This window comes from Kinneretia sp. DJ1R-11 (genome assembly GCF_025717595.1).
Taxonomy (GTDB): domain Bacteria; phylum Pseudomonadota; class Gammaproteobacteria; order Burkholderiales; family Burkholderiaceae_C; genus Paucibacter_A.
Genome location: NZ_JAJIRR010000002.1, coordinates 63,035 through 81,228, shown reverse-complemented (window position 1 = coordinate 81,228; position 18,194 = coordinate 63,035). Strand labels below are relative to the sequence as shown.

The following is an 18,194-nucleotide window of genomic DNA, read 5'->3' as shown; positions in this document are numbered from 1 at the left end:
TCTGATTTGCAGGACCCCCAGCCATGAACACCCAAGACCGTCGCAGCTTTCTGCGCAGTGCCAGCGCCGCCGCTGCCCTGACCGCCTTCCCGCCCGCCATCCAACGCGCCCTGGCCATCCCTGCCAATGTGCGCAGCGGCACCATCCATGATGTCGAGCACATCGTCATCCTGACCCAGGAAAACCGCTCCTTCGACCACTACTTCGGCACCCTCAACGGTGTGCGCGGTTTTGCCGATCCCTTCCCGGTTCCGGTGGTCGACAAGACCGGCATCAGCAGCAAGAGCGTGTGGATGCAGCCCAACGCCGTGACGGCCACACCGGGCCGCCCGCCGGTCAACCCGGTGGCGCTGGCGCCCTTCCCGCTCAACACGCAGCAGACCTTTGCGCACATGCGTGTCTCTGGCACGCCGCATTCCTGGCCCGACGCCCAGGCTGCCTGGGACCAGGGCCGCATGAACGCCTGGCCCAAGGCCAAGCAGAACCACTCGATGGGTTACTTCAAGCAGAGCGATCTGCCTTTCCAGTTCGCGATGGCCAATGCCTTCACGATCTGCGACCACTACCACTGCTCCAGCCAGACCGGCACCAACACCAACCGCCTGTTCCTCTGGACCGGCACGAACGACCCCTTGCGCCAGGGCAATGGCCCGTCCACCGACAACAGCCACGACTGGTTCAACGCCAACCCGCTGGACGACTACACCTGGACCACTTACCCCGAGCGCCTGCAGGACGCTGGCATCACGTGGCAGGTCTACCAGAACATGGCGGACAACTTCACCGACAACTCCTTGGCCGGCTTCCGCCCCTTCCGCGATGCCTGGTACGACCGCCCTGGCTACTCCCAGCAATTGAAGGACCGCGGCATCAGCACGCGCGATCTGGACAAGCTGCGCGAAGACGTGCTGGCCGACAAGCTGCCTCAGGTCAGCTGGATCGTGGCCACGGCCGAAGGCTCCGAGCACCCCGGCCCGTCCAGCCCGGCCCAGGGCGCCGACTACACCGCCAAGGTGTTGGACGCGCTGACCGCCAACCCGGCGGTCTGGAGCAAGACCGTGCTGTTCATCAACTTCGACGAGAACGACGGTTTCTTCGACCACATGCCGCCGCCGGCCGCCCCCAGCTACATCACTTGGGACGCCGACCCCAAGAAGGCCGATCTCGCCGGCGACTCCACCGTGGACACCACGGGCGAGTACCACCACATCCTCAACGGCACGGCCGCCACCCACCAGCACAAGCCCTACGGCTTCGGCCCGCGCGTGCCCATGTACGTGATCTCGCCCTGGAGCAAGGGCGGCTGGGTCAACTCGGAAGTGGCGGACCACACCTCGGTGATCCGGTTCATCGAGAAGCGTTTTGGTGTGATGGAGCCGAACATCAGCGCATGGCGCCGTGCCGTGGCCGGCGACCTGAGCTCGGCCTTCAACTTCCGCGACCCGGAAGACAGCGCCTTCTTCGCTCAGCTGCCTCAGACCCTGGCACTGGCCAATCGCGCCCGCGCCCTGCCGGGCACCACCACGCCGCCCACGCCGACCACGCTGAACGTGCCGGTGCAGGACGCTGGCCCGCGCCCGGCTCGCGCCTTGCCGTATGAGCTTCACACCACGGCCGCCGTCAAGGTCAGCGCCGGCCGCGTCGGCGCCGCCCGTGTCGAGCTGCAGTTTGCCCACACCGGCAACGGCCTCGGCGACACCAGCGGCCCGGCCGCCGTCTTCCATGTCTATGACCGCCTGAACCTGGCCGCCTTGCCGCGCCGCTACACGGTGGAAGCCGGCAAGCAGCTGAGCGGCAGCTGGCAGCCGGCCGCCAACGGCGCTTACGACCTCTGGGTGCTGGGCCCGAACGGCTACCACCGCCATTTCACCGGCAATGCCCGCCGCGTGGCCGCTGCTGCCCAGCCCAACCCCGAAGTGCGCGTCACGCCGGATGCCGCCAACGGCGAACTGCAGATCGAGCTGAGCAACAGCGGCAGCTTCGCCTGCACCTTCATCGTTTCGGTCAACAAGTACTACAACGTGCCGGCCCAGCAGATCCACCTGGCCGCCAAGACCAGCAGCAGCCTGCGCCTGCCGCTGCGCGAGAGCGCCTTCTGGTACGACTTCAGCGTGCGTGTGGCCGGCCAGGGCGACTACAGCCGCCGCTTCGCCGGCCATCTGGAAACCGGCGAGGCCTCGATCAGCGACCCGGCCATGTCCGGCGCGGCCTTGCTGGATCAGTACCGCCTCGGCGCTTGAGGCGCCGAGGACTCGTAGTGAACAAGTGAATGGGTGAATGGCGAATCGTGAATCGTGAATCGTGTCGGCTCGAAATCGCCGGAATTCACGCCTTCACCGGTCCACCCGTTCACCCCCAAGCGCCGCCCCACGACTCACCATTCACGATTCTCTTACTCACCCACCCACCTCCCACCCATGAACAAGCTCATCACCCGCAGCGCCCTGGCGCTTTCCCTGTTCGCAGCCGGCTTCGGCGCTCACGCCGCCACCCTGGGCCAGAACCTGATCGTCAACGGCAATGCCGAAGCCGGCGTCGCTGGCTGGACCGCCTACGCTGGCACCGACTTGTTTCAATCGGTCGCCTACGGCAGCAACTGGGTGTTGCCGACCCAGCCGGGCCCCGTGGACCGCGGCAGCTATCTGTTCGCCGGTCAAAGCTCGCCCGCCTCGGCCGGCTTCCAGCTGTTTGACGTCAGCAATCTGAGCGGCCTGATCGGCAGCGGCGCCGCCAGCTTCAAGCTCAACGGCTATCTGGGCGGCTGGACCAGCCAGGGCGACAACGCCTTGGTCTACGTGTCCTTCCTGGATGGCGCCAACATCGAGATCGGCTCCGCCACCTTGGGCCCGGTCACCCCGGCCGACCGCGGCAACCAGACCGGCCTGCTGTTCCGCGAAGTCCAGGGCTTCCTGCCCGTGGGCACGACGACGATCAATCTGAGCCTGTCCATGGAGCGCCTGAATTCCAGCGACAACGACGGCTATGCCGACAACCTGTCCTTCGTCATCAACACCGCCCCGGTGCCCGAGCCGGAAACCTATGCCCTGATGGGCCTGGGTCTGGGCCTGCTGGCCGTGGTGCGTCGCCGCCAGCGCGGCTGATCGTCGGCTTGACTCTGGCCCGCTTCTTGCGAGCCTGACGGGGATGCAGTGCATCCCCGTTTTTCATTCTCCTGAACCGGCCGCCCGGCCCCTCATGCCCTTCATGCCTCAGGCGGAGCAGGGTGCCGGCGTGCAGTGCCAGGCCGACACGCCCGGTTGGCGCGCCCGGCTGGCGCTGGACTACCGGCTGGAGGGCGGCCGCTGTCTGCTGCGGCACCGCCACGAGGGGCCGCTGCGGGTGCTGAAAAGCCTCTACCCTGAGGGCGAAGCGATCTGCCACAACGTGCTGGTTCATCCGCCCAGCGGCCTGGTTGCGGGTGACCGCTTGGAGATTGAACTGAGCGTGGGCGAGGGCGCCCATGCCTTGCTGAGCACGCCGGGCGCCACGCGCTTTTACCGCAGCAGCACCGGCGCCCTGGCCACGCAATGCCTGCGCGCCCGCTTGGCGCCGGGCGCGCGGCTGGAATGGCTGCCTCTCGAGGCCCTGGCCTACCCGGGCTGCCGGGCGCTCAACGAGGCGCGCTTCGAACTGGCGCCGGGTGCCGAGTTGATGGCCTGGGACCTCACCGCCTTGGGTCTGCCCCAGGCTGGCCAGCCCTTCGACACAGGGCAGTTCCAGCAGCATCTGGAGATCCCAGGCATCTGGCTGGAGCGCGGCCTGATCGACGGCAGCGACGCCTTGCTGATGGACGGCTCCCTGGGCCTGGCCGGGCGGCGCTGTCTGGCCAGCCTGGTGTTTGCCGGGGGTGAGGCCTTGGCGCGGGAGCGGCGCGAGCGCGCGCTCGAGGCCGTGCGCGCCTGCATCGAGGCCCACCCGCTGCGCGACACCGCTGGCGTGACGGCGGCGCAGGAGCGCCTGCTGGTGCTGCGCGTGCTGGCGCCCCTGGTCGAGCCGGCCTTCGAGTTGCTGCGCCAGTGCCGGGCGGCCTGGCGGCGTGAGCTCTGGGATTTGGACGAGGCTTCACCGCGGCTCTGGGCGATGTAGTGTCAACAGGCCCTGGCTGGCCTCGGGTATGCTGGCCGCAGAAGAGGGCGAGAGCGGGCACAGGGCGTGGACCAAAGCAAGAAGAGGCAGAACAAGGCCGGGAGGTATCGAGCAGTGGCTGTGGCTCGGGCTGGCGCCTGGGGGCTTGCGCTGGCCTTGCTGGGTTTGTCCGCGGCCTGGGCGCAGGCGCCGCTGTCGGCGGCAGCACCCAGCTCAGCGGCCGAAAAGGAGACCTTGCTCTGGGTCATGGTGCATTCCCCGCCGACGGCCATCCTGCAGGGCTCGGGCCAGGGTCTGGGTTTTGTCGACAAGGCCTTGCTGCTGTTCCAGGCCGGCCTGCCCGAGTTGCAGCACCAGGTGCTGGACGGCAACTACGCCCGCGCCGCGGTGGAGTTGCGCAGCAAACCCAATGTCTGCGTGGCGGCCTTCTTGCGCCTGCCCGAGCGCGAGGCCTTCGTGCATTTCAGCGAGCCCTATTTGACCGCCTTGCCCTACCAGCTGGTCACCTTGCAGCGCGAACGCGCCGGCCGCCTGCGGCTGGCGCTCGATGCCCAGGGCCGGGTGGACTTGGCCGAGCTCTTGCAGGGGGTGCCGCCTGGCCATCTGCCGCAAGAGGGTTGGCGGGTCGGCGTGGCCGGTGGGCGCTCACTGGGCTTGCGCTACGACCAGATGATCAAGAACCTGCCCACCGCTGCCCGTCTGAGCGGGCGCCATGGCAATCCCAGTGTTTCAGGCCTGCTGCGCATGCTGGTAGACGACAAGGTCGATGCCATCATTGCTTTCCCCACCGAGCTCAGCTTTGCCGCTCGCGAGCTGGGCCTGCCAAGCAGCGAGCTGCGCCTGCTGCCCCTGCGCGAGGCTGATGCGGCCACCACCGTGCATGTGGGCTGTTCGCGCTCGGCCTTGGGCGCCCGGGCCATCGAAGGCATCAATGCGGTGATCCGCAAGCAAGGTCCGCGCATCGAGAACTTCTACCGCGAGTGGCTGCCGACGTCATCGCGCGCCAATGCGGCCGGGCCGCGGCCCTGAGCGCCTGCCCGGGCACGCGCTCAGATTGAAACCAGCTGACGCACGCCGCGGCTGACCATCTCTGAGCGGCTGCCGGCCGAGATGACGGCGCCGCGCTCCAGCACCAGGTAGTCGTCGGCCAATGCCTCGGCGAAGTCGTAGTACTGCTCGCACAGCAGCACGGCCATGGGTTGGCCGCCATTGGCCGCCAGGCCGCGCTCCGCCAGGCGGCGGATGACGCGGCCGATGTCCTGGATGATGTTGGGCTGGATGCCTTCGGTGGGCTCGTCCAGGATCAGCAGGCGCGGCCCGGCCGCCAGCGCGCGGGCGATGGCCAGCTGCTGCTGCTGGCCGCCCGAGAGATCGCCACCGCGCCGCTGCAGCATCTGCTGCAGCACCGGGAAGAGCTCGAACAGCTCGGGCGGGATGGGCGTGCCGGCCGGCCGTGTGGCCAGGCCCAGGGCCAGGTTCTCGGCCACGGTCAGGCGGCCGAAGATCTCGCGCCCTTGCGGCACATAGCCGATGCCGGCGCGGGCGCGCTCGAAGGGCTTGGCGCGCGTGATGTCCTGACCTTGGAGCCGGACCTCGCCGCTTTTCACCGGCACCAGGCCCATCAGCGACTTGAGCAAGGTGGTCTTGCCGACGCCGTTGCGGCCCAGCAGCACGGTGATGCGGCCGGGCTGCACGCGCAGCGAGACATCGCGCAGGATGTGCGAGCCGCCGTAGTACTGCTGGAGGTTTTGGGCGATCAGCATGGCAGGCAGAAGGATGAAGATGGGTTGAGGTAACTGATTTGCATGCCGCTCAACGTCCGAGGTAGACCTCGATCACGCGCTCGTCGGCCTGCACCTGGGACAGCGGGCCCTGGGCCAGCACGCGGCCTTCGCAGAGCACGGTGACGGTGCCGCCCAGACGGGCGATGAAGCCCATGTCGTGCTCGACCACGATCAGGCTGTGCCGACCCTTCAGCTGCAGAAAGAGCTCGGCCGTGCGCTCGGTTTCCTGGTCGGTCATACCGGCCACGGGCTCGTCGAGCAGCAGCAGCTTGGGCTCCTGGATCAAGAGCATGCCGATCTCCAGCCACTGCTTCTGGCCGTGACTGAGCAGGCCGGCCGGGCGTTGCGCCTCGGCCTGCAGCTGGATCAGTTCCAGCACCTCGGCCAGGCGGTCGCGCTGCGCGCCGCTGAGCCGGTGCCACAGCGCCGCCGCCACGCCGCGCGGGCCTTGCAGGGCCAGCTCCAGGTTTTCGAACACGCTCAGCGCCTCGAACACCGTGGGCTTCTGGAACTTGCGGCACAAGCCCATGGAGGCGATCTCGGCCTCGCTGTGGCGCAGCAGGTCGATGGTGCCGCCGAAGAAGACCTCGCCCCGGTCGGGCCGGGTCTTGCCGGTGATGATGTCCATCATCGTGGTCTTGCCCGCGCCATTGGGGCCGATGATGCAGCGCAGCTCGCCGGGCGCGATGTCCAGGGACAGGCCGTTGATGGCCTTGAAGCCGTCGAAGGCGACGTGCACGTCTTCGAGGTAGAGGATGCGGCCGTGGGTCAGGTCCAACTCGCCGGCGCGGTGCGGGCGTGCGTAGCCGGGGCTGCGGTCGCCTCCGTGCTTGCCTTGCTGTTCGGCCAGACTTTCCTGGCCTTGTTCGAGCAGATCGGGGCTCATGCCTGGCCTGCCTTTCGCTGTGTGCTGAATCGGGTGCTCAAACGGGTGACCAGTCCGGCCAGGCCCTGCGGCAGGAAGAGGGTGACGGCGATGAAGAGCGCGCCGAGGAAGTAGAGCCAGAACTCGGGCGCGCTGACCGTCAGCCAGCTCTTGGCCCCGTTGACGGCGAAGGCGCCGGCGATCGGCCCCAGCAGGCTGCCGCGCCCGCCGACCGCGGCCCAGACCGCGATCTCGATGGAGTTGGCCACGCTCATCTCGCTCGGGTTGATGATGCCGACTTGCGGCACGTAGAGCGCGCCGGCCAGGCCGCACATCATGGCCGAGAGAGTCCAGATGCAGAGTTTGTAGGGCAGGGGCGAGTAGCCACAGAACATCAGTCGAGATTCGGCGTCACGCACGGCCTGCAGCACGCGGCCGAATTTGGATCGCGTCAGCCAGCGCGCCAGCAGATAGCAGCCGACCAAGGCCAGGCCACTGAGCACGAACAAGACCATGCGGGTCTGCGCCGTGTGGATGGGATGGCCGAGGATGCGCTTGAAATCGGTGAAGCCGTTGTTGCCACCGAGACCTGTTTCATTCCGGAAGAACAGCAGCATGGCGGCGTAGGTCAGGGCCTGGGTGATGATGGAGAAGTACACGCCCTTGATGCGCGAGCGGAAGGCGAAGTAGCCGAACACAAAGGCCAGGCCGCCCGGCACCGCCAGCACCAGAACCAGGGTGGCGAGAAAGCTGTCGCTGAGTTGCCAATGCCAGGGCAGGGTCTTCCAGTCGAGGAAGACCATGAAGTCGGGCAAGGTGCTTTGGTACTGGCCTTCGCGGCCGATCTGTCGCATCAGATGCATGCCCATCACATAGCCACCGAGCGCGAAGAACAGGCCATGGCCCAACGAGAGGATGCCGGCAAAACCCCAGATCAGATCCATGGCCAGGGCGCAGATGGCGTAGCACATGAACTTGCCCAGCAAGGCCACGCCGTAGTCGCTCAAGTGCAAGACCTGACCCTCGGGCACCCACAGGTTCAGCACCGGCGCCAGCACGCAGATCAGCAGCAGGGCGCAGGCGACGAGCAGCCAGGCGCGGGGGCTGAGGAAGGATTGGGGCTTCATGGTCTTTGGCGACTCGCTTGAGTGGGGTCTTGTTCGGTTCGGGTGGTCAGGGTGGCTGGACGCTCTGTTGCGCTCATGTCCTCCGGCCCGGGCTGCGCCCGTGCCTCCCCCTTGACTTCGCTCCACAGAGCACCCAGCCACCCTTCCTTTCGGGCAGACCCCCCACCCATGCACCGCGAGCGCCCATCGTTGGCAGGAAGCGGGCTTCGGCCGAGTGTCGAAGCGAAGTCAAGGAGGAGGGCGGGGCGCAGCCCCGCCCGGGGGACATGAGCGGAGGCACTCGGCCGGAGACCGCTTCCCACGCACAGACTCGAAGAAACCAAAAGCAGCCCCATTCAAGCCTCCACCACCCGCCCCTTCATCGCGAAGATGCCCTGCGGCCGCTTCTGGATGAAGACGATGATGAACACCAGCACGGCGATCTTGGCCAGCACCGCACCGACCATGCCTTCCAGCAGCTTGTTGCCCAGGCCCAGGCCGAGGGCGGCGTAGACCGTGCCGGCCAGCTGGCCGACGCCGCCCAGCACCACCACCATGAAGGCGTCGACGATATAGCTCTGGCCCAGATCGGGGCCGACATTGCCGATCTGGCTCAGGGCGCAGCCGGCCAGGCCGGCGATGCCCGAACCCAGGGCGAAGGCGTAGGTGTCGGTGCGGGCGGTGTTGACGCCCATGCAGGAGGCCATGGCGCGGTTCTGCGTCACGCCGCGCACGAACAGACCCAGGCGGGTGCGTCGCAGCAGCAGACTCATGCCGGCCAGCACCGCCAGGGCGAAGCCCATGATCAGCAGCCGGTTCCAGGGCAGTGACAGCGAGGGCAGCAGTTGCAGGCCGCCGCTCATCCAGGCCGGGTTTTCGACGCTGACGTTCTGCGCGCCGAACAGGCTGCGCACCGCCTGCATCAGCACCAGGCTGATGCCCCAGGTGGCCAGCAGGGTTTCCAGCGGCCGGCCATAGAGCCAGCGCAGCACCAGGCGCTCCATCAGCGCGCCGACGGCCGCCGCGGCCAGAAAGGCGGCCGGCAGGGCGGCCAGCAAGTAATAGTCAAACGCAGCGGCAGGCAGCCATTGGCGGAAGGCCAGCTGCACCAGATAGGTGGCGTAGGCGCCCATCATCATCAGCTCGCCATGGGCCATATTGATCACGCCCATCAGCCCGTAGGTGATGGCCAGGCCCAGGGCCACCAGCAGCAGGATGCTGCCCAGGCTCAGGCCGGTGAACAGCTCGCCCAGGCGCTCGCCCCAGGCCAGGCTGAATTCCAGCTTGCGCAGCGAGGCGGCCAGCGCGCTTTTGACATTGGGGTCGGTCTCCTCGGCCAGGCGCTGGTTGATCAGCAGCTGGGTGGCGGGCCGGTTTGAGCGGCCCAGCTCGCGCGCAGCTTGCAGACGCAAGCTCGGGTCGCTGCTTCCGGCCAAGGCGGCGGCGCGCGCCAGACTCAGTTCGGCCAGCACGTCTTCATGGCTCTCGCGGGCCAGCGCGCGGTCCAGCAAGGGCAGCTGCTGTTCGCTGGCATTCTGTTGCAGGGCCTGAGCGGCGGCCAGGCGTTCGCCAGACTTGGCGCTGAACAGTTGCAGCGCGGCCAGGGCTTGGTCCAACTCACCGCGCAGGCGGTTGTTGATCATCACCTCGGCCAGGTCTTGCGGGACCGGGCTGAGCATGGCGCCGCTCAGGGCGTCCTCAGCGCTGCCGTCGGCGTGCAGGATCAGCAGGCGGGTGCCGCTGGTCTTCAGTTGCTCGGCGGCCAGGGCCTGGATGAAGGCCTGCAGGCGTGGGTCGGGTGTTTGCGCGGCGGCGAGCAAGGCGGCTTGCAGCGCGGTGATGCGGGCCTCGCTGTCTTCGTCGCTGGCCATGGTGCGCGCCTGCGCCAGCGTCAGCGCCTGGGCGGGCGGCGTCGGTAGCAGCATCAACAACGGCAAGCCCAGCAGCAGTGCGCTCAGCAAGGAGGCCGCGCGGTGCACGAGTGTGGCCATGAGGGCTCCGCGTTTCAAAAAGGAAGGCTGCCGACCACGGGCCTCGCGGCCCGTTTGGTCAGCTCAATAGAAAAGTTACTTCTTCATCGGCTCATCGGGCTTCTTGTCATTGCCTTCGATGTAGGGGCTCCAGGGCTTGGCCTTGACCGGGGCCGGGGTCTTCCAGACCACGCCGAACTGGCCGTCGGCCTTGATCTCGCCGATGAACACCGACTTGTGCAGGTGGTGGTTCTTCTCGTCCATCTTGGAGGTGATGCCCGAGGGCGCGGTGAAGGTCTGGCCGGCCATGGCGGCGATGACCTTGTCCACGTCCGTGCTCTTGGCCTTCTCGACCGCCTGCTTCCACATATGGATGCCGATGTAGGTGGCCTCCATCGGGTCATTGGTCAGCGGCTTGTCCATATGGCCGGGCAGCTTCTTGGCCTTGGCGTACTCGCCCCATTTCTGGATGAAGGCGGTGTTGGCTGGGTTCTTGATGGACATGAAGTAGTTCCAGGCGGCCAGGTGGCCGACCAGGGGCTTCGTGTCCACGCCGCGCAGCTCTTCCTCGCCCACCGAGAAGGCGACCACGGGCACATCCTTGGCCTTCAAGCCGGCATTGCCCAGCTCCTTGTAGAAGGGCACGTTGGAGTCGCCGTTGATGGTGGAGACCACGGCGGTCTTGCCACCGGCCGAGAACTTTTTGATGTCGGCGACGATGGTCTGGTAGTCGCTGTGGCCAAACGGCGTGTACTTCTCGTCGATGTCTGTGTCCTTCACGCCCTTGGTCTTGAGGTAGGCGCGCAGGATCTTGTTGGTGGTGCGCGGGTAGACGTAATCGGTGCCCAAGAGCACCCAGCGTTTGGCGCCGCCGCCGTCCTTGCTCATCAGATAGTCGACGGCCGGGATGGCCTGCTGGTTGGGCGCGGCGCCGGTGTAGAACACGTTCTTGCTCAGCTCTTCACCCTCGTATTGCACGGGGTAGAAGAGCAGGCCGTTGAGTTCCTCGACCACCGGCAGCACCGATTTGCGCGAGACCGAGGTCCAGCAGCCGAAGATCACGGCGACCTTGTCTTGTGTGAGCAGCTGTTTGGTTTTCTCGGCGAACAGCGGCCAGTTGGAGGCCGGGTCCACGACCACGGGTTCCAGCTTCTTGCCGAGCACGCCGCCCTTGGCATTGATCTCGTCGATGGCCATCAGCACCGTGTCCTTGAGCACGGTTTCCGAGATGGCCATGGTGCCGGACAGGCTGTGCAGCACGCCGATCTTGATGGTGTCGGCCGCCTGGGCCGAGAGGCCGGTGACGCTGAGGCCGGCGAGCGCGCTGGCGGCGGCCAGGGCTTTCAGCGAGAAGACGCGGCGGCTGGGGGTCTTGGAAGGGACGGGCATGGCGGGGCTCCTGAGGGTTCCGGGGTGGTGGGAAGGTGCGTTCAGACGAAGCCAATGTAGGCAGCCGGCTGTCGCCGGCATATACGGCGGATGGCGTACATGGCGCCCAAGGCTGGCCATGCCCTGTCGCAGGAATGCCGTCGTTGGTTTGCCGCGGGCGGCCCGGTTGGTCACAATCGCCGGCAGCCCTTTCCTGTTCCCCTACCCCTCACGCCTGGCCGATCGGAACCCCGCCATGAGCTCCATGCCCCATCTCGACTTGGTCCTGCAACGCGTCATTCCGACCCCGGTCGCCCAGGTCTGGCGCTGCTGGACCGAGCCGGCCCTGCTGATGCAGTGGTTCTGCCCCAAGCCCTGGCAGACCGTCGAGTGCGAGATTGATCTGCGCCCCGGTGGCATCTTCCGCACCGTGATGCAGTCGCCCGCCGGAGAGCAGCACTCCAATGAAGGCTGCTATCTCGAGCTGGTGCCGAACGAGCGCCTGGTCTGGACCGGCGCGCTCAAGGCCGGCTTCCGACCGGCCGATGCGGCTGCCCACCCCTTTCTCCTCACCGCAGTTATCAGCTTGGCCCCACATGCCGATGGGGGCACGCTCTACACCGCCACGGTCATGCACAGCGACGAGTCCGGCCGACAGACCCACGAGGCCATGGGCTTCCATCAGGGTTGGGGCGCGGCGCTGGACCAGCTGGTGGCGTTGATGGCCCAGCCCTGAGTCTTGCGGACGGCAGACTTTGGACACATGGAGAACTGGCGTTCGGCCCCTATGCTGCCCGCGCTGCCGGTGTCGGGGCGAAAGAGTCCAAGTTGAACCGAGCCAATGAAGCAGGCTTCCAAGCGAATGTACAAGACCACTGTTCGGCTGGCCGTGGCCGGCGTCTCCTTGTCTTTGGCCGCGCCGGCCTGGGCCTTTGCCCATGCTTCTGAAGGGCAGCTCTTGCTGCTCCTGCTGGCGGTGCTGGCCGGTGTTTTTCTGCCGCCCCTGCTGATCGCTTCAGCCAGCCCCACCATCCAGTCATGGATTGCCCAGGGGTTGCGTGACAACGCGCGCGCGGCGGACCAGCCCTTGAGGGGCCCTTGGCTCGGACGTGCTGCCGTCTTCGTCTTGGCTCTGGTGGTTTGGGGCGCGCTGATTTCTGGGTTCATCTACGAACGTCTGCAGCGGGACCGGCTTTCTGCCGAGCGGCATGTGGCGCAGAGAAAGCAAGAAGAGCAGTTCGCCAATCAGGCCTGGCAACAACAGCCCTTGCGAGTGGCCGCCTGTGCGGACACCAAGGCGGTGCTAGAGGCCTTGATGAGCGTGCCGACGCCACCCGCACGGCCTGTCTACACGCTGGACCTGAAGCTCCGCGTCGCCAAGGAGTGCGCCATTGAGCGCCCGCATGCCGAGATCCTCGCGCTTCTGCTCGACGACAGCAGCTACGCAGAGGAGCAGTCTGGTGGCCCAGCGGCGATCACTTCGGCCGTGTTTCGCAGCATGAACCCTGACTTGCTGGCCGTTCTCGCACGTAAGCAACTGCCGCTGTCGGCCGCTGCGCGGCAAAGGCTCTGGCAGGAAGTCTTGCGGGAGCTGCAGGAGAAAAACACGCCCTTGAAGCTCGACGGGCTGCGCGCCCTGCAGGCCCAGGGTGTAGAACTGAAACGGGATGGCGCATCGGGCCAGGACCTCTTGAGATTCGCGGTTGAGACCCAGGCCGCCGACGTGATCGAGTTTGCGCTGGATCTCGGTCTGTCGCCGGATGTCACCACGCGCTTGCTCATCAATGTGCGTTTACCGAAACCGGACGGGAGCCTGCCTGGGCCCAGCGAGCGACAGCCGACGGTGACCGAAGTCAGCAACTGGTCGACCTTGCAGTCCTGGACCTTGCGCCGGTTCGGCCATGATTCAACGGAGCGTTATGGGTTCAAGCCGCCACCGCTGAGTGAGGCGGAGATCGCGTCCATCGACAAGCGCATGCGCCCATTGACGCCGGAGGAGGCGGCGCTTCGGCGCCGAGAGTCCACGCTGAATACCAAAGCCCCCGACGGAGGCGCAGCCTTGTTTGCCTATATGTTGCAGCGCGGTGTGGCGCTCGACACCGCCGATGCGGCAGGCCAGGGCCTGTTCTCGGCGACGATGGACTACTCGGCGCCCTTGCTGGCGGTCATGGCGGGTTTGAGTGACGAAGAGCTTCAGCGCATCAACTGTCCGACCCAGGCGCGGGTGTCCTTGAGATCACGGGCGGCTTCTGCCCAGAACCAGCCGCTGCTGAGCTTGCTGGATGCCCGCTCCTTGCGTCGCTGCGTTCCCGTGGCCTAGGCCGCTGCCGCGGCCATAGGGGGCGTTTCAATGCCTATGAGCGGATCGGCGCGGCTTCCGATTACCATGCCATCCATCCCCCGCGCGGAGCGATCCATGTCCTATCCCTTGCCCGCTCAAGAAGTCGAACGCTTGAAGGCCCTGCAGGCATTGGATCTTCTTGACAGCGGCCGCGAAGCTGCCTTTGACGATCTCGTCCAGTTGGCCGCCGAATGGTGCGGCGTGCCGGTGGCGGCCATCAGCCTGATCGATGTCGATCGGCAGTGGTTCAAGGCCTGCTGTGGCCTCAACATCAGCGAGACGCCGCGTGAGCAGTCCTTCTGCACCCATGCCATCGTCCAGCCGCATGAGCTGCTGCAGGTGCGCGATACCCGGCTGGACCCGCGCTTTGCCGACAACCCGCTGGTGACGGGCGCGCCCCATGTGCGCTTCTATGCCGGCGCCCCCTTGCTGACCACCGAGGGTCATGCCCTGGGCGCGCTGTGTGTGATCGACAGTCAGCCGCGCGAGCTGACGGCCTCGCAGATTCACGCGCTGGAAGTGCTGGCGCGCCAGGTGGGCTTGTTGATCGAGCTGCGCAGCAAGCGGGCTCGGCTGGAGCAGCAGGAGCGATCGCTGCGCATCAGCGAGGCGCGTTTGCGCGGTGTGACCGACAACGTGCCGGCCGTGATTGCCTACGTCGATGGACAGCAGCGGGTGCAGTTCTGCAACCGCAAGCTGACGGAATGGTGTGCCCGGCCCGAGTCCGAGGTACTGGGGCATACCTTGCACGAGGTATTGGGCGAGGCCGAGTATGCCCGCCACCGCGAGCATGTGGAGGCGGCCCTGCAGGGGCAACGTCGCGAATTTGGGCTCTGGGCCTTGGACCCGGAGGGCGGCCGCTTTTTCCAGTTCAGCCACGTGCCCGATTGCCTGGACGGCAGCGGCCCGGTGCAGGGTTTCTTTGTGTTGGCCAGTGACCTGACCGCCATGAAGCAGCTGGAGCTGAAGCTGGCCGCGGAGGCCCGATTCGACACCCTGACCGGCCTGCCCAACCGGCGCCATTTCCATGAGCAGCTGGAGCAAGGTCTCTTGCGGGCGCAGCGTCATGGCAGCGAGCTGGCCCTGGGCTTTCTGGACCTGGACGGCTTCAAGCAGATCAACGACCGCCATGGTCACGCCATCGGCGACGCGGTGCTGCAGGAGTTCGGCCGGCGTTTGCGCCAGAGCCTGCGCCAGACCGATTTCGTGGCCCGGCTGGCCGGTGACGAGTTCACCGTGCTGCTGGAAGATGTTCAGCGGGCGCATGAGCTGGATGCGCTGGCGCAGAAAATTCTGGCCGCCGTCCGTCAGCCTTTCGTGCTGGCCGGCGGGCTGCAGCTGGCGGTGCGCACCAGCCTGGGTCTGGCCCTGGCCGTCTCCGGCGAGGGCGCGGAGGCCCTGATGGCACGTGCCGACGCGGCCATGTACCGCGTCAAGTCCGAGGGGCGCGATGCTTATGTCATCGTTCAGGCTTGAACCGTCGGGCTCGAGGTTCTCAGCGCGGCTTCTTGGCAGCGGCGCTGTCGCTGGCGATATGGCGCAGAAAGTAGCGCACATAGAACGCACCCATGCCCAGGGTGATGGCAATCACGGCGGCACTCATCAGGCCGACATCGGAAGTGAACAGATCCTTGAACACGCTCATCGCTGGCTCCTTGTGGGCCGGTGGTGTGGGTGGCCCATGGCTGGATTGAACGCCTCTTGAGCTGGTCCGGACTTGAGCTGACGCAAAGCCTGCGCAGACAAGCGGGGCGCGTGGGGAACAATCGGGTATGGCCGAACATCACACCTTGAATTCCGATGACGTGCGACGTGGCGAAGTGATCGCCCATGCCCTGGAATTGCTGGAGCAGGCCGATGCCTTGCTCGTGGCGGCGGGTGCCGGCATGGGCGTCGATTCGGGTCTGCCTGATTTTCGGGGCCGTGAAGGCTTTTGGCAGGCCTACCCGGCCTTGGCGCGTGCACAGCTGAGCTTCCAGCACATCGCCAATCCCTTGGCTTTTGAGCGCCAGCCGCGCTTGGCCTGGGGCTTCTACGGCCACCGCTTGCAGCTCTACCGCCGGACCCAGCCCCATGCTGGTTTCCAGATCCTGCGCCGCTGGGGTGAACAGCGGCCTCTGGGCCTGGCGGTGTTCACCAGCAATGTCGATGGCCAGTTCCAGAAGGCCGGCTACGAGCAGGAGCCTGTGCACGAGTGCCATGGCTCCATCCACCATCTGCAATGTCTGGCCGGCTGTGGCCAGCCCATCTGGCCGGCCGAGGACTTCGAACCCGAGGTCGATACCGAGGCCTGCCTGCTCATCAACGCCGCCCCGGTCTGCCGGCGCTGTGGCGGCATGGCCCGGCCCAACATCCTGATGTTCGGCGATGGCGGCTGGCGAGACGAGCGCAGCGCTGAACAGGGCGAGTGTCTGGACGCCTGGCTGAGCCGTTCGCGCCGGCCCTTGGTCATCGAAATCGGCGCTGGCAGCGACGTGCCCTCGGTGCGGCACTTCAGCCACCGCCTGATCCAGCAGCATCGGGGCCGGCTCCTGCGCATCAACCCCAGGGAGCCACGGGTGCCCGGCCCGCTGGACCTGGGCTTTGCGGCTGGGGCGCTGGCGGTGTTGCGTGAGCTGGATGCGGCCCGGAACTGATCGGCTGAGGGCCGCAGTGAACGCTCAGTCTAGAGACTGGTGAAGGCGGCTCACGGCCGTCATGACGCCCAGCAGGCTGCTCAGGAACAGCGTGGTGCTGGCCGGCGCGGGCCAGGGCCTGGAGCTACAGCGGGCGGTGTTCGCCGTCGGGTGGCAGGCTTGCAAGCAAATTGCGCACTTCTGCCGAGTTTCCTGGCTTGCGTGCTGTGCCTGTGCAAAATTCTCGTCCTCTTGAGAGCGCGGTCTTAAAGTCCACAAGCGGTCGCGAACTTCTTTGCGACGAAGGGGGGCTTCATGAACCGATTGAGCAGCATCAGATCGCGTCTGGTTCTTCTGGCCTTTGTGCTCATGGCCTTGCTGGCCGGAGTGGGGGCCTGGTGTCTGTACAGCATGGGGCGCATGAACGACAGCATGGACACGGTCTACAAGGATCGGGTCGTGCCGCTCAAGCAGCTCAAACAGGTGTCGGATGCCTACGCCGTCAACATCGTCGACACCACCCACAAGGTGCGAGCCAAGCAGCTGGAGGCCGCCGCTGGTTTGAAGCTGGTGGATGAAGCGCAGCAGCTGGTGCGGCAGCAATGGGCGGCTTACACCGCCACCCGCATCGAAGGCGAAGAGGCCCGGCTGCTGGCGCTGGCCTTGCCGCTGCGGGCCCAGGCCGAGGCCGCCACGCTCAAGCTCCGCGGCCTGCTGCAGGCCGGCGATGCCGAGGCCCTGGAGCAGTTCGCCACCCACGAGCTGTACCCGGCTATCGACCCCTTCACCAATGCTGTGTCGGCCCTGGTCGACGAGCAGCTGAAGGTGGCCGAGCTGGAGTACGAGGCCAGCCAGGCACGCTACCAGCAGTCGATCTGGGTGGTGCTCGGCGTCTTTATCCTGGCCCTGGCGGCCGGCGTGGCGCTGGCCTGGCGCATCATCGCGTCCATCATGCGGCCGCTTCGTCAGGCCTTGCATGTGGCGGCCCAGATCAGCAACCGGGACTTGAGTGCGTCCGTTGAAATCAGCAGTCAGGACGAGATGGGCCAGCTGCTTCAGGCCATGCAGCGCATGCAGGGCCAGCTCTCGCAAACGGTGGAGCAGATCCGCGAAAGCGCGGAGGCGGTGTCCGGGGCGTCGGGTGAGATTTCCCTCGGCAGCAATGACCTCAGCATGCGGACCGAGCAGCAGGCGGCTGCGCTGGAGCAGACCGCGGCGTCCATGGACCAGATGGCCGCGGCGGTGACCACCAATGCCGAGACCACCCACAAGGCCAATGAGATGGCGCATCTGGCCTCGCGCACGGCCGAACTCAGCGGCGCAGCCGTGCACCGCGTGGTCAGCACCATGGACCAGATCAACGGCAGCTCCAAGAAGATCGCGGACATCATCGGCGTGATCGATGGCATTGCCTTCCAGACCAATATCCTGGCGCTCAATGCCGCCGTGGAAGCCGCCCGTGCCGGCGAGCAGGGACGTGGCTTTGCCGTGGTGGCCGGCGAGGTGCGCATCCTGGCTCAGCGCAGCGCGCAAGCGGCGCGCGAGATCAAGGGCTTGATCGGCGACAGTGTCAGCAAGGTCGAGAGCGGCTCGGAGGTGGCGGCCGAAGCGGGCCGCACCATGGAGGCTCTGGTCGGCCAGGTGCGCCAGGTCACGGCCTTGCTGGGCGAGATCAGCACGGCCACGCGCGAGCAGAGCGCGGGCATCAGCCAGGTCAATACGGCGGTCGCCCAGCTGGACCACAACACCCAGCAGAACGCGGCCTTGGTGGAGGAGTCGGCTGCGGCTTCGGAGAGCCTCAAGGAGCAAGCGCGACAACTGGCCGACATCGTCAGTTCTTTCCGACTCGCTTCATCGGGGCGGCGCCTGCAAGGTTTGAAGCCATAAAGGGAGTCCGCCCGGCATCTGCGGTGGAGTGAAAGAAAGCTGGCACGGAAGCTGCGATAGCTATCTCAACTTCAGTTGTCTCCTCCACCGCCCCTGGGTGGATTCCAGCCTCAGGCCTTGTGCCTGGGGCTTTTTTTTGCCCATGGCCAGGGCATGCGCCCCATTTCGGGGC

At 66.7% G+C, this 18,194-nt stretch carries 15 protein-coding genes; 9 read left to right on the top strand and 6 right to left on the bottom strand.

Annotated elements, in window-relative coordinates:
• The first annotated feature begins 23 nt into the window (after positions 1-23).
• The 4 genes from LNV23_RS04315 (at position 24) to LNV23_RS04300 (ending at position 5,115) form a co-directional block, all read left to right on the top strand.
• On the top strand, positions 24-2,240 hold the full coding sequence (locus tag LNV23_RS04315) for a phosphocholine-specific phospholipase C (protein WP_263561837.1): 2,217 nt from the start codon (positions 24-26) through the stop codon (positions 2,238-2,240).
• Positions 2,241-2,417: 177 nt separating this feature from the next.
• The gene (locus LNV23_RS04310) at positions 2,418-3,101 is read left to right on the top strand and encodes a PEP-CTERM sorting domain-containing protein (protein WP_263561836.1); all 684 of its coding nucleotides are present in this window, start codon (positions 2,418-2,420) and stop codon (positions 3,099-3,101) included.
• Positions 3,102-3,204: 103 nt separating this feature from the next.
• On the top strand, positions 3,205-4,086 hold the full coding sequence (locus tag LNV23_RS04305; RefSeq protein ID WP_263562265.1) for an urease accessory protein UreD: 882 nt from the start codon (positions 3,205-3,207) through the stop codon (positions 4,084-4,086).
• 114 nt (positions 4,087-4,200) lie between these two features.
• Positions 4,201-5,115, top strand: coding sequence for a hypothetical protein (locus tag LNV23_RS04300; RefSeq protein ID WP_263561835.1), 915 nt, complete (start codon positions 4,201-4,203; stop codon positions 5,113-5,115).
• A gap of 20 nt (positions 5,116-5,135) precedes the next feature.
• On the opposite strand, the gene urtE is transcribed toward LNV23_RS04300, so the two are convergent.
• From urtE to urtA, 5 genes are all read right to left on the bottom strand, one after another.
• Positions 5,136-5,849: an urea ABC transporter ATP-binding subunit UrtE gene (urtE, locus tag LNV23_RS04295; RefSeq protein ID WP_263561834.1), complete on the bottom strand. Its 714-nt coding sequence runs from the start codon at positions 5,847-5,849 to the stop codon at positions 5,136-5,138.
• Between the two features lie 49 nt (positions 5,850-5,898).
• Complete coding sequence (urtD, locus tag LNV23_RS04290) at positions 5,899-6,756, bottom strand: urea ABC transporter ATP-binding protein UrtD (protein ID WP_263561833.1); 858 nt, start codon at positions 6,754-6,756, stop codon at positions 5,899-5,901.
• Entirely contained in the window at positions 6,753-7,862 is a 1,110-nt protein-coding gene (urtC, locus tag LNV23_RS04285) for an urea ABC transporter permease subunit UrtC (protein ID WP_263561832.1), read from the bottom strand. The genes urtD and urtC overlap by 4 nt, the downstream gene beginning before the upstream one ends.
• Before the next feature lie 335 nt (positions 7,863-8,197).
• On the bottom strand, positions 8,198-9,766 hold the full coding sequence (urtB, locus tag LNV23_RS04280) for an urea ABC transporter permease subunit UrtB (RefSeq protein ID WP_263562264.1): 1,569 nt from the start codon (positions 9,764-9,766) through the stop codon (positions 8,198-8,200).
• A 141-nt stretch (positions 9,767-9,907) separates the two neighbouring features.
• Positions 9,908-11,200, bottom strand: coding sequence for an urea ABC transporter substrate-binding protein (gene urtA, locus LNV23_RS04275; RefSeq protein ID WP_263561831.1), 1,293 nt, complete (start codon positions 11,198-11,200; stop codon positions 9,908-9,910).
• Between the two features lie 235 nt (positions 11,201-11,435).
• Between urtA and LNV23_RS04270 the strand changes: the two genes are divergently transcribed.
• The 3 genes from LNV23_RS04270 to LNV23_RS04260 all read left to right on the top strand — a co-directional run bounded on the left by LNV23_RS04270 (position 11,436) and on the right by LNV23_RS04260 (position 14,996).
• The gene (locus LNV23_RS04270; protein ID WP_263561830.1) at positions 11,436-11,915 is read left to right on the top strand and encodes an SRPBCC family protein; all 480 of its coding nucleotides are present in this window, start codon (positions 11,436-11,438) and stop codon (positions 11,913-11,915) included.
• A gap of 126 nt (positions 11,916-12,041) precedes the next feature.
• Positions 12,042-13,499, top strand: a complete 1,458-nt coding sequence (locus tag LNV23_RS04265; protein ID WP_263561829.1) for a hypothetical protein — start codon at positions 12,042-12,044, stop codon at positions 13,497-13,499.
• Positions 13,500-13,595: 96 nt separating this feature from the next.
• Positions 13,596-14,996, top strand: coding sequence for a diguanylate cyclase domain-containing protein (locus tag LNV23_RS04260; RefSeq protein WP_263561828.1), 1,401 nt, complete (start codon positions 13,596-13,598; stop codon positions 14,994-14,996).
• Between the two features lie 19 nt (positions 14,997-15,015).
• Here LNV23_RS04260 and LNV23_RS04255 read toward each other — a convergent pair whose 3' ends face one another.
• Positions 15,016-15,165 carry a DUF3149 domain-containing protein gene (locus tag LNV23_RS04255; RefSeq protein ID WP_263561827.1) on the bottom strand — a complete coding sequence of 50 codons (150 nt, stop codon included), beginning with the start codon at positions 15,163-15,165 and terminating at the stop codon, positions 15,016-15,018.
• Positions 15,166-15,292: 127 nt separating this feature from the next.
• On the opposite strand from LNV23_RS04255, the gene LNV23_RS04250 reads away from it, so the two are divergent.
• Together LNV23_RS04250 and LNV23_RS23950 are read left to right on the top strand one after the other, a co-directional pair.
• Entirely contained in the window at positions 15,293-16,156 is an 864-nt protein-coding gene (locus tag LNV23_RS04250; RefSeq protein WP_263561826.1) for an SIR2 family NAD-dependent protein deacylase, read from the top strand.
• Positions 16,157-16,450: 294 nt separating this feature from the next.
• A complete protein-coding gene (locus tag LNV23_RS23950; protein WP_318023205.1) occupies positions 16,451-18,022 on the top strand; it encodes a methyl-accepting chemotaxis protein in 1,572 nt (523 codons plus the stop codon).
• The last annotated feature ends 172 nt before the right edge of the window (positions 18,023-18,194 follow it).

Excerpts from the sequence above, each read along its gene's own strand:
- LNV23_RS04315 (WP_263561837.1), top strand. The coding sequence starts at position 24 with ATGAACACCCAAGACCGTCGCAGCTTTCTGCGCAGTGCCAGCGCCGCC.
- LNV23_RS04310 (WP_263561836.1), top strand. The coding sequence starts at position 2,418 with ATGAACAAGCTCATCACCCGCAGCGCCCTGGCGCTTTCCCTGTTCGCA.
- LNV23_RS04305 (WP_263562265.1), top strand. The coding sequence starts at position 3,205 with ATGCCTCAGGCGGAGCAGGGTGCCGGCGTGCAGTGCCAGGCCGACACG.
- urtE (WP_263561834.1), bottom strand. The coding sequence starts at position 5,849 with ATGCTGATCGCCCAAAACCTCCAGCAGTACTACGGCGGCTCGCACATC.
- urtD (WP_263561833.1), bottom strand. The coding sequence starts at position 6,756 with ATGAGCCCCGATCTGCTCGAACAAGGCCAGGAAAGTCTGGCCGAACAG.
- urtC (WP_263561832.1), bottom strand. The coding sequence starts at position 7,862 with ATGAAGCCCCAATCCTTCCTCAGCCCCCGCGCCTGGCTGCTCGTCGCC.
- urtB (WP_263562264.1), bottom strand. The coding sequence starts at position 9,766 with ATGCTGCTACCGACGCCGCCCGCCCAGGCGCTGACGCTGGCGCAGGCG.
- urtA (WP_263561831.1), bottom strand. The coding sequence starts at position 11,200 with ATGCCCGTCCCTTCCAAGACCCCCAGCCGCCGCGTCTTCTCGCTGAAA.
- LNV23_RS04270 (WP_263561830.1), top strand. The coding sequence starts at position 11,436 with ATGAGCTCCATGCCCCATCTCGACTTGGTCCTGCAACGCGTCATTCCG.
- LNV23_RS04265 (WP_263561829.1), top strand. The coding sequence starts at position 12,042 with ATGTACAAGACCACTGTTCGGCTGGCCGTGGCCGGCGTCTCCTTGTCT.
- LNV23_RS04260 (WP_263561828.1), top strand. The coding sequence starts at position 13,596 with ATGTCCTATCCCTTGCCCGCTCAAGAAGTCGAACGCTTGAAGGCCCTG.
- LNV23_RS04255 (WP_263561827.1), bottom strand. The coding sequence starts at position 15,165 with ATGAGCGTGTTCAAGGATCTGTTCACTTCCGATGTCGGCCTGATGAGT.
- LNV23_RS04250 (WP_263561826.1), top strand. The coding sequence starts at position 15,293 with ATGGCCGAACATCACACCTTGAATTCCGATGACGTGCGACGTGGCGAA.
- LNV23_RS23950 (WP_318023205.1), top strand. The coding sequence starts at position 16,451 with ATGAACCGATTGAGCAGCATCAGATCGCGTCTGGTTCTTCTGGCCTTT.